The 10,711-nt window shown below is 52.2% G+C and carries 8 protein-coding genes; 6 read left to right on the plus strand and 2 right to left on the minus strand.

What is annotated here, in order from left to right; all coding sequences use genetic code 11:
• The first annotated feature begins 85 nt into the window (after positions 1–85).
• A complete protein-coding gene (gene fre / locus NA986_RS22865; protein ID WP_000209832.1) occupies positions 86–787 on the plus strand; it encodes an NAD(P)H-flavin reductase in 702 nt (233 codons plus the stop codon).
• A gap of 253 nt (positions 788–1,040) precedes the next feature.
• On the plus strand, positions 1,041–2,864 hold the full coding sequence (locus tag NA986_RS22870) for an aryl-sulfate sulfotransferase (RefSeq protein ID WP_000669892.1): 1,824 nt from the start codon (positions 1,041–1,043) through the stop codon (positions 2,862–2,864).
• Positions 2,865–3,060: 196 nt separating this feature from the next.
• On the opposite strand, the gene fadA is transcribed toward NA986_RS22870, so the two are convergent.
• Positions 3,061–4,224 carry an acetyl-CoA C-acyltransferase FadA gene (fadA, locus tag NA986_RS22875; protein ID WP_000438778.1) on the minus strand — a complete coding sequence of 388 codons (1,164 nt, stop codon included), beginning with the start codon at positions 4,222–4,224 and terminating at the stop codon, positions 3,061–3,063.
• Positions 4,225–4,233: 9 nt separating this feature from the next.
• Positions 4,234–6,423 carry a fatty acid oxidation complex subunit alpha FadB gene (gene fadB / locus NA986_RS22880; RefSeq protein WP_023215734.1) on the minus strand — a complete coding sequence of 730 codons (2,190 nt, stop codon included), beginning with the start codon at positions 6,421–6,423 and terminating at the stop codon, positions 4,234–4,236.
• 189 nt (positions 6,424–6,612) lie between these two features.
• Between fadB and pepQ the strand changes: the two genes are divergently transcribed.
• The 4 genes from pepQ to hemG are packed head-to-tail and all read left to right on the plus strand — an operon-like array spanning position 6,613 to position 10,605.
• On the plus strand, positions 6,613–7,944 hold the full coding sequence (gene pepQ, locus NA986_RS22885; RefSeq protein WP_000444529.1) for a Xaa-Pro dipeptidase: 1,332 nt from the start codon (positions 6,613–6,615) through the stop codon (positions 7,942–7,944).
• Positions 7,944–8,558 carry an IMPACT family protein gene (locus tag NA986_RS22890; protein WP_000378897.1) on the plus strand — a complete coding sequence of 205 codons (615 nt, stop codon included), beginning with the start codon at positions 7,944–7,946 and terminating at the stop codon, positions 8,556–8,558. The genes pepQ and NA986_RS22890 overlap by 1 nt, the downstream gene beginning before the upstream one ends.
• Before the next feature lie 38 nt (positions 8,559–8,596).
• Positions 8,597–10,048: a Trk system potassium transporter TrkH gene (trkH, locus tag NA986_RS22895; RefSeq protein ID WP_000545688.1), complete on the plus strand. Its 1,452-nt coding sequence runs from the start codon at positions 8,597–8,599 to the stop codon at positions 10,046–10,048.
• A gap of 11 nt (positions 10,049–10,059) precedes the next feature.
• A complete protein-coding gene (hemG, locus tag NA986_RS22900) occupies positions 10,060–10,605 on the plus strand; it encodes a menaquinone-dependent protoporphyrinogen IX dehydrogenase (protein WP_000853982.1) in 546 nt (181 codons plus the stop codon).
• The last annotated feature ends 106 nt before the right edge of the window (positions 10,606–10,711 follow it).

A 10,711-nucleotide genomic window follows, 5' to 3' on the forward strand; every position in this document is an offset into this window, starting at 1 on the left:
CTGAAAGCGGACATCGACATTTCAGGCTGTGGCGACTCGGCTTGAAAAATGTCGGTATTGACCCGACACCCGACAGAGGGAGCGCATGACAACCTTAAGCTGTAAAGTGACCTCGGTAGAAGCTATCACCGATACCGTATATCGGGTTCGTTTAGTGCCGGACGCGGCGTTTTCATTCCGCGCTGGTCAGTATTTGATGGTCGTAATGGACGAGCGTGACAAACGCCCGTTTTCGATGGCCTCAACGCCGGACGAGAAAGGGTTTATTGAATTACACATTGGCGCCTCCGAGCTCAATCTGTATGCGATGGCGGTCATGGATCGGATTCTGAAAGACCGGGAAATCGTCGTCGATATTCCGCATGGCGACGCCTGGCTACGTGACGATGAAGAGCGTCCGTTGATTCTGATCGCGGGCGGTACGGGCTTTTCTTATGTGCGCTCCATCCTGTTGACGGCGTTAGCGCGCAACCCGAACCGCGATGTTACCATTTACTGGGGTGGTCGCGAAGAAAAGCACCTCTATGATCTCTCTGAGCTGGAAGCACTCTCTGTTAACCATCCGAATTTGCGTATTGAACCTGTTGTCGAGCAGCCGGAAGAAGGCTGGCGTGGACGTACAGGAACGGTACTTACGGCGGTATTGCAGGATTATGGTACGCTGGCGGGGCACGATATTTATATTGCCGGACGTTTTGAGATGGCGAAAATCGCCCGCGATCTGTTCTGTCATGAGCGTAACGCGCGGGAAGATCGTCTGTTTGGCGATGCGTTCGCATTTATTTAACTATTTTATGGGACGCAGTAGCGTCCCTTTTTACGTTAGCCTACCTAAAAGTCCTCTTAAATATTAATTAATCGTCAACTATAAAACCTTATGATATTGAATATCTACAGGCTTTGTATTGCGTGTAATAAATTAAGTAATATTATGTCCTGAGGCTATCAATAAAAATAGTTAATTATATATGCTTCATTTATTTTTATAAAAGAAACATAAAATGGAAAGTTAGTTATTTATTTATAAGATGGAGAGTGTTATGAAATTTAAATATGCTTTAACTTCTCTCGCATTATCTGTTGCAATTTTGTCATCAGTACCTTCTACTGCTTTCGCCATCGGCGGCGCCAGCGGCGCTAAAGTGGACTATCAGGTCCAGGGAAAAATTGGCGAAGTTGTTATGAACCCCTATGATATCGCGCCGCTAACCGCCGTTATTCGTAATGGCGGTTACCAGTTACGTGACGTGCATGTACGGATTGTCCCCAAAGAAAATGGCCAGGAGATCGCGTATAAAGTTAATAATAAATACCTTTTAACGTATGGCGGTATCCCCGTCTTTGGTCTTTACCCAGATTATGTCAATACCGTTGAAGTTGAATATACAAGGATCCAGGGTAGTAAAACCGAAAATATAAAAGAAAGCTATAAAATGTATGCACCGCCTGCCTATATTGAATCATCGGGTACAAAAGAAGAACAATCAGCACTCTTTACTATCGATGTTAAAAAGGTTTCCCCAGAATTTAAAGATCGCTTGTATCTTTTGAATAATACGAAAGATAAGTCTGGGAATGGAACGCGTACTGTCTGGAACAACCCTACTGGGGGTGCATTAGAATGGAACTTCACTACAGCTAACGCTATTATCGACACCTCCGGTGATATTCGTTGGTTTATGAATCCAAGTTCAATTTATGATTTAAAGTCAATTTATCGTGCTGGCGTTATGATGGGCTTTAAACAAAACCAGGATGGCGCACTATCGTGGGGCTACGGTCAGCGTTATGTGAAATACGATATCATGGGGCGTGAAATCTTTAACCGCCGTCTGCCGGATAATTATAACGATTTTTCACACTCAATGGATAACGCGGCCAACGGTCACTACTTCCTGCGTGTAGCCAGCTCTAACTATAAACGTCCTGATGGGAAAAATGTTCGTACCGTGCGTGATGTGATTGCCGAAGTTGATCAGAACGGCGTGGTAGTGGATGAATGGCGTCTGTTTGATATCCTCGATCCTTATCGTGATGTGATAATGAAAACCCTCGATCAGGGCGCTGTGTGCCTGAATATCGACGCCAGCCAGTCCGGCCATACGTTGAGCGAAGAAGATCTGGCGGCGCTGGACTCCTCCGACAAATTCGGGGATATCGTGGGTAGTGGGGCTGGCCGCAACTGGGCGCATGTCAACAGCGTCGACTATGACAGTGAAGATGATTCCATCATCATCAGCTCCCGCCACCAGAGTGCGATTATCAAAATCGGCCGCGATAAGAAAGTGAAGTGGATACTGGGTACGCCTGCTGGCTGGAAAGCGCCATTTAATGCCGCAATTCTGACGCCTGTGGATAGCAAAGGCCAAAAAATCGCCTGCCAGGACAGTGGCTGCGAGGGTGACTTCGACTGGACATGGACGCAACATACGGCCTTTAAAATTGATAGTAAGAGTAAAGGCGATATCTTATACCTTTCCGCTTTCGACAATGGCGATGGCCGCGGCTTAGAACAGCCTGCTATGCAGAGTATGAAATACAGCCGCTCCGTGATTTACAAAATCGACCAGAAAAACAAGACAGTCCAACAGATCTGGCAATACGGTAAAGAGCGCGGGAACGAGTGGTTTAGCCCGGTAACCTCTATCACCGAGTACCAGACTGACAAGAATTCTGTGTTCGTGTATTCCGCAACAGCAGGTGGTGCGTTTGATTTGTCGGTAGGCGCATTTACCAGCTTACCTAATCCGTATCTGGAAGAGTTCAAATGGGGAGAAAAAGAGCCTGCGGTCGAAATGCAAATACATGGTGCGCGTGGATATCAAGCTATGCCATTTAGCCTGACCAAAGCGCTTACTGAGTAGAACGGGCCATACGGTGAAAAAACCCGCCCCTGACGGGCGGGAAAAACGGCAACTAAACTGTTTCCCGTCATAATTCGCGCAGCCTCTTTGTTGGCTGCCTTTGCTCACCCCGGGCACATAGTTATCTATGTGCCCGGGGATTCGCTCAGTTGCCGCTGCGCTGCAATGCGAGTTATTTAGGGGATATTATCTTTGATTAAACCCGCTCAAACACCGTGGCGATGCCCTGACCCAGACCAATACACATCGTCGCCAGACCAAACTGCGCGTCTTTGCGCTCCATCAGGTTGATAAGCGTGGTGCTGATACGTGCTCCGGAGCAGCCGAGCGGATGACCAAGCGCGATCGCGCCGCCGTTGAGGTTGATCTTCTCGTCTATCTGCTCCATCAATCCCAGATCCTTAATGCATGGCAGGATCTGTGCGGCAAACGCTTCGTTCATCTCAAACACATCGATATCGCTGGCCGACAGTCCCGCTTTTTTCAACGCCAGTTTTGATGCCGGAACCGGCCCGTAACCCATAATTGACGGATCACAACCCACCACTGCCATTGAGCGAATACGGGCGCGAGGTTTCAGGCCCAGCTCACGGGCACGACTTTCGCTCATTACCAGCATGGCGGCTGCGCCATCGGAAAGCGCGGATGAGGTGCCCGCCGTGACCGTGCCACTAACCGGATCAAATGCCGGACGCAGCGTTGATAGCGCTTCGACCGTGGTTTCCGGGCGGATCACTTCATCGTAGTTAAACTGCTTCAACACGCCGTCTGCATCATGACCGCCAGTCGGGATAATCTCCGTTTTGAATGCGCCAGACTGGGTAGCGGCCCAGGCGCGAGCGTGAGAGCGGGCGGCGAACTGGTCCTGCATTTCCCGGCTAATGCCGTGCAGGCGGGAGAGCATTTCCGCCGTTAGCCCCATCATCCCTGCCGCTTTGGCGACGTTGCGACTCAGACCCGGGTGAAAATCCACGCCGTGGCTCATCGGCACGTGCCCCATATGCTCCACGCCGCCAACCAGACAAACCTGCGCATCGCCGGTCATGATCATTCGCGCTGCATCGTGTAACGCCTGCATCGAGGAACCACACAGACGGTTGACGGTGACCGCCGGTACCGAATGGGGAATTTCTGCCAGCAGCGCGGCGTTACGGGCAATGTTGAAGCCTTGCTCCAGCGTTTGTTGTACGCAGCCCCAGTAAATATCATCGAGGGTCGCCGCTGTAAGCGACGGATTACGCGCCAGCAGGCTACGCATTAAGTGGGCGGAGAGATCTTCTGCCCGCACGTTGCGAAACGCGCCGCCCTTCGAACGGCCCATCGGGGTGCGAATAGCATCGACAATGACAACCTGTTCCATTGTGACTCCTTAAGCCGTTTTCAGAGAACCAACCGGACGGGCTGGTTCAACCGGGGGATAATACGGTTCGTTATGGCGCGCTTTATTACGCAGCCCTTCCGGCACTTCATACAGCGGGCCGAGGTGTTGATACTGCTGCGCCATATCAAGATATTTCGCGCTGCCCTGTGTATCCAGCCAGCGGAATGCGCCGCCGTGGAACGGAGGGAAGCCCAGGCCGTAGACCAGCGCCATATCGGCTTCCGCCGGGCTTGCGATAATGCCTTCTTCCAGACAGCGAACCACTTCGTTAATCATCGGGATCATCATACGGGCGATTATCTCGTCGTCGCTGAAGTCGCGTTTCGGCTGACTGACGCTTGCCAGCAGGTCATCCACCGCGGCATCTTCTTCTTTCTTCGGCTTACCCTTGCTGTCTTCTTTATAGCGCCAGAAGCCCAGACCGTTTTTTTGCCCAAAACGGCTGGCGTCAAACAATGCGTCGATCGCGTCGCGATACTCTTTCTGCATCCGTTGCGGGAAGCCTGCCGCCATTACCGCCTGCGCGTGGTGGGCGGTATCAATACCCACCACGTCGAGCAGATAGGCCGGGCCCATCGGCCAGCCGAACTGTTTTTCCATCACTTTATCGACTTTGCGGAAATCCGCGCCGTCGCGCAGCAGTTGACTGAAACCGGCGAAATAGGGGAACAGCACGCGGTTAACAAAGAAGCCGGGGCAGTCGTTGACTACAATCGGTGTCTTGCCCATTTTGCTGGCCCAGGCGACGACTTTGGCAATGGTTTCGTCTGAACTCTTCTCGCCGCGAATGATTTCAACCAGCGGCATCCGGTGTACCGGGTTGAAGAAGTGCATTCCGCAAAAGTTTTCCGGACGTTCCAGGGCGCTTGCCAGTTCGCCAATTGGGATGGTGGAGGTATTTGAGGCCAGCACGGTTTCCGGGTGCACTTTCTGCTCGGTTTCCGCCAGTACCGCTTTTTTGACTTTCGGATTTTCGACTACCGCTTCGACAACAACATCTACGCGATCGAAACCGGCATAATCGAGAGTCGGGTGGATGGTCGAAATGACGCCCGCCAGCTTCAGACCGTCGATCTTGCCGCGCTCCAGCTGTTTGTTCAGCAGCTTGGCCGCTTCGGTCATGCCGAGGTTCAACGATTTATCGTTGATATCTTTCATGATGACCGGTACGCCTTTCCAGGCCGACTGGTAAGCGATACCGCCGCCCATAATGCCCGCGCCCAGTACGGCTGCCTGTTTCGGCGTCTCAATATCTTTGGTCAGCTTTTTGGCTTTACCTTTTACATATTGATCGTTGAGGAAGATACCGACCAGCGCACGAGCCTCATTGGTATGCGCCAGCGGAACAAAGCTTTTATTTTCCAGATTCAACGCTTCTTCACGACCAAAACGCGCGGCGGCTTCAATGGTTTTCACTGCGGTCATCGGCGCCGGATAATGTTTACCCGCCGTTTGTGCGACCATGCCTTTAGCGATGGTAAAGCTCATCGCCGCTTCAATCTTACTGAGTTTCAACGGTTCCAGTTTCGGCTGGCGTTTAGCTCTCCAGTCGAGATCGCCGGTAATGGCCTGGCGTAACACCGCTATCGCGCCTTCAATTAGCTTCTCTTGTTTGACCACGCCGTCCACAAGGCCGATTTTCAGCGCGTGCTCAGCACCGACATCTTTACCTGCCGCGATGATCTCCAGCGCGCTGTCTGCGCCCAGCATACGCGGCAGACGAACGGAGCCGCCGAAACCCGGCATGATGCCCAGTTTAGTTTCCGGCAGACCGATACGGAGGTCTGGCGTCGCCAGACGGTAATCGGTGGCCAGCACGCATTCGCACCCGCCGCCCAGCGCATAGCCGTTTACGGCGGCAAGGGTCGGTACGGGTAAATCTTCCAGACGGTTAAAGACGCTATTAGCGAAATGCAGCCATTGGCTTAACTGCTCTTCGGGGACGAGGAACAGTGAAAGAAATTCGGTGATGTCCGCGCCGACAATAAAGGCCGCTTTATTCGAGCGCAGCAGCAGCCCTTTTAAATCGTGTTGCTTTTCCAGCACCTCAAGCGCCTGGCCGAGGCTGGCGACGGTTGCGGTGTCGAGTTTATTGACCGAGCCTGGAGCATCGAACACCAGTTCGGCGATGCCATCTTCCAGCCAGTCGAGGTACAGGGTGTCGCCTTTATAAAGCATGTCAGTCTCCTGAATCCACAAGGTGATCTGGTCGTACCAGATGAAGCGAAGTGTGTATTTTGTGTTAATAAAATGCAAATAAATGATTAAAGAAATGCCGATGTGATCACGCTCGGCAGAGATCACGCTCTCGTGGGGCGATGTGCTAAGATGCGGGAACTTGAGGTCAAAAAAACAGAAGGGTAAAAAATGGAATCACTGGCCGCGCTCTATAAAAATCATATTGTTACCTTACAAGAACGGACGCGCGATGTTCTGGCGCGCTTTAAGCTGGATGCGTTACTTATTCATTCCGGCGAGCTTTTCAACGTCTTTCTCGACGATCACCCTTATCCGTTTAAGGTCAATCCGCAGTTTAAAGCGTGGGTGCCGGTAACTCAGGTTCCAAATTGCTGGCTGCTGGTCGATGGCGTCAACAAACCCAAATTGTGGTTTTATCTGCCGGTCGATTACTGGCATAACGTTGAACCGCTGCCAACATCCTTCTGGACGGAAGAAGTCGAGGTCGTCGCCTTACCGAAAGCGGATGGCATCGGCAGCCAGCTGCCTGCCGCGCGTGGCAATATCGGCTATATCGGCCCGGTTCCTGAGCGCGCGCTACAATTGGATATCGCCGCCAGCAACATCAACCCGAAAGGTGTTATCGACTATCTGCATTACTACCGCGCCTATAAAACGGATTATGAACTGGCCTGTATGCGCGAAGCGCAGAAAATGGCGGTGAGCGGTCATCGTGCGGCGGAAGAGGCCTTCCGTTCCGGCATGAGTGAGTTCGACATCAACCTGGCATACCTGACCGCCACGGGACATCGCGATACTGATGTTCCATACAGCAACATTGTGGCGCTGAACGAACATGCCGCCGTGCTGCATTACACGAAACTGGATCATCAGGCACCGTCTGAAATGCGCAGTTTCCTGCTGGATGCGGGCGCGGAATACAACGGCTACGCGGCGGATCTGACGCGAACCTGGTCGGCGAAAAGCGATAACGACTACGCCCACCTGGTGAAAGATGTTAACGACGAACAGTTGGCGCTGATCGCTACCATGAAGGCGGGCGTCAGCTATGTGGATTATCATATTCAGTTCCATCAGCGCATCGCGAAGCTGCTGCGTAAACATCAAATCATTACCGACATGAGTGAAGAGGCGATGGTGGAAAATGATCTCACCGGGCCGTTTATGCCGCACGGTATTGGTCATCCGTTGGGTCTGCAGGTACACGATGTGGCCGGGTTTATGCAGGATGATTCCGGTACGCATCTCGCCGCGCCGTCCAAATACCCGTATCTGCGCTGCACGCGTGTGTTACAGCCGCGAATGGTGTTGACCATCGAACCGGGGATTTACTTCATCGAATCGCTGTTAGCGCCGTGGCGCGAAGGGCCGTTCAGCAAGCACTTCAACTGGCAGAAAATTGAAGCGCTCAAGCCTTTCGGCGGTATTCGCATTGAAGATAACGTGGTCATCCACGAAAACGGCGTGGAAAACATGACGCGGGATTTAAAACTGGCGTAATGGACAGTTGGTTAATCCCTGCAGCGCCGGTCACCGTTGTTGAAGAGATCAAAAAAAGCCGCTTTATTACGCTATTGGCGCATACCGATGGCGTAGACGCGGCGAAAGCGTTTGTTGAGTCAGTCAGAGCTGAGCACCCTGATGCGCGCCACCATTGTGTGGCGTGGGTGGCGGGTGCGCCGGACGACTCACAGCAACTGGGCTTTTCAGACGACGGCGAACCGGCGGGAACGGCAGGCAAGCCGATGCTTGCGCAATTGATGGGCAGCGGCGTCGGAGAAATTACTGCCGTCGTCGTGCGCTACTATGGTGGTATTCTGCTGGGTACGGGCGGGCTGGTAAAAGCCTATGGCGGCGGTGTGAATCAGGCATTACGTCAGCTTGCCACACAACGCAAGACGCCATTAACCGAATATACTTTGCAGTGTGAGTACGGTCAGTTGGCCGGAATCGAAGCATTATTAGGACAGTTTGCCGGGAAGATCGTTTCCAGCGATTATCAGGCGTCTGTTCGGCTCAGGGTGGCGCTTCCTTTTGCTCATGTGAATGCATTTTCCACAAAACTGGCGGATTTTAGCCGTGGTTCATTGCAATTGTTAGCGATTGAAGAATAATCCCCACCTCATTTTTAAGAATAAAGGAAGCGGCAGAGATGCATTTTCGCGCCATTACCCGAATCGTTGGACTACTGGTTATCTTATTTTCGGGGACAATGATTCTCCCGGGACTGGTAGCGCTAATATATCGTGATGGCGCAGGAAGAGCGTTCACGCAGACCTTTTTTGTCGCGCTGGCGATCGGTTCCATACTGTGGTGGCCAAACCGTAGGGAAAAGGGCGAGCTGAAATCCCGCGAAGGATTTCTTATCGTGGTGCTGTTCTGGACCGTGCTGGGCAGCGTGGGTGCGCTACCGTTTATTTTCTCGGAAAGCCCAAACCTCACCATTACCGATGCTTTTTTTGAATCGTTCTCCGGGTTAACCACCACGGGCGCCACTACGCTGGTGGGGCTGGATTCATTACCGCACGCCATTCTCTTTTATCGTCAGATGCTGCAATGGTTTGGCGGTATGGGGATCATTGTGCTGGCGGTGGCGATTCTCCCTATCCTCGGCGTCGGGGGGATGCAGCTCTATCGGGCGGAAATGCCGGGGCCGCTGAAAGATAACAAAATGCGCCCGCGTATTGCCGAGACGGCGAAAACGCTGTGGCTTATCTATGTCTTGCTAACGGTAGCCTGCGCGCTGGCGCTATGGTTTGCAGGGATGCCCGCGTTTGATGCTATCGGACACAGCTTCTCCACTATCGCTATCGGCGGCTTCTCAACGCATGACGCCAGCGTAGGCTATTTTGACAGTCCCACTATTAATACCATCATCGCTATTTTCCTGCTGATCTCCGGTTGTAACTATGGCCTGCATTTCTCTTTATTAAGCGGGCGTAGCCTGAAAGTATACTGGCGCGATCCGGAATTCCGCATGTTCATCGGCGTACAGTTGACGCTGGTGGTAATCTGCACGCTGGTACTGTGGTTCCATAATATCTACGACTCGGCGCTGACAACGCTAAATCAGGCATTCTTCCAGGTTGTGTCGATGGCGACAACGGCAGGGTTTACCACGGACAGCATTGCGCGCTGGCCGCTGTTTTTGCCCGTCTTGCTGCTATGTTCCGCGTTTATTGGCGGTTGCGCCGGGTCAACGGGCGGGGGGTTAAAGGTCATCCGTATTCTGTTGTTGTTTAAACAGGGGAACCGCGAACTCAAACGTCTGGTGCATCCGAATGCCGTTTACAGTATTAAGCTGGGGAACCGGGCGCTGCCAGAACGTATTCTGGAAGCCGTCTGGGGATTCTTTTCTGCCTACGCGCTGGTATTTATCGTCAGTATGCTGGCTATTATCGCTACAGGCGTAGATGATTTCTCGGCTTTCGCCTCGGTAGTGGCTACGCTTAATAACCTGGGACCGGGGCTGGGGGTGGTTGCTGATAACTTCGCCAGTATGAATCCGGTTGCGAAATGGATACTCATCGCCAACATGCTATTTGGTCGTCTGGAAGTATTCACTTTGCTGGTACTTTTTACCCCGACTTTCTGGCGTGAATAATGGAGTAACACGTGAAAACATTGATTCTTTTCTCTACCCGGGACGGACAAACGCGCGAAATTGCCTCTTATCTGGCTTCTGAACTCAAAGAGATGGGGATCTGGGCCGATGTCGTTAATCTGCATCGCGCAGAAGAGCCGGACTGGGATAGCTATGATCGCGTAGTGATTGGCGCGTCTATTCGTTATGGTCATTACCACAGCGCCTTTCAGGAGTTCGTTAAGAAATACGCCACGCGGTTGAACGGAATGCCGAGCGCCTTTTATTCCGTTAACCTGGTGGCGCGTAAAGCTGAAAAACGGACGCCGCAGACTAACAGCTACGCGCGGAAGTTTTTAATGAGCTCTCCGTGGCGACCTGACTACTGTGCCGTCATTGCAGGCGCGCTTCGCTATCCCCGCTATCGCTGGTATGACCGTCTGATGATCAAACTTATTATGAAGATGTCGGGCGGCGAAACGGATACCAGTAAAGAAGTGGTGTACACCGACTGGGAGCAGGTTGCGCACTTTGCCCGTGAAATAGCCCATTTAACCAACAAATCGTCGGCAAAATAAACGCAAAGAATAAAAAGTGCGCACTCAGAAAATTATTTTAAATTTCCTCTTGTCAGGCAGAAATAACTCCCTATAATGCGCCACCACTGACACGGAACAACGGCAC

This window comes from Salmonella sp. NW177 (assembly GCF_051811585.1).
Taxonomy (GTDB): domain Bacteria; phylum Pseudomonadota; class Gammaproteobacteria; order Enterobacterales; family Enterobacteriaceae; genus Salmonella; species Salmonella enterica.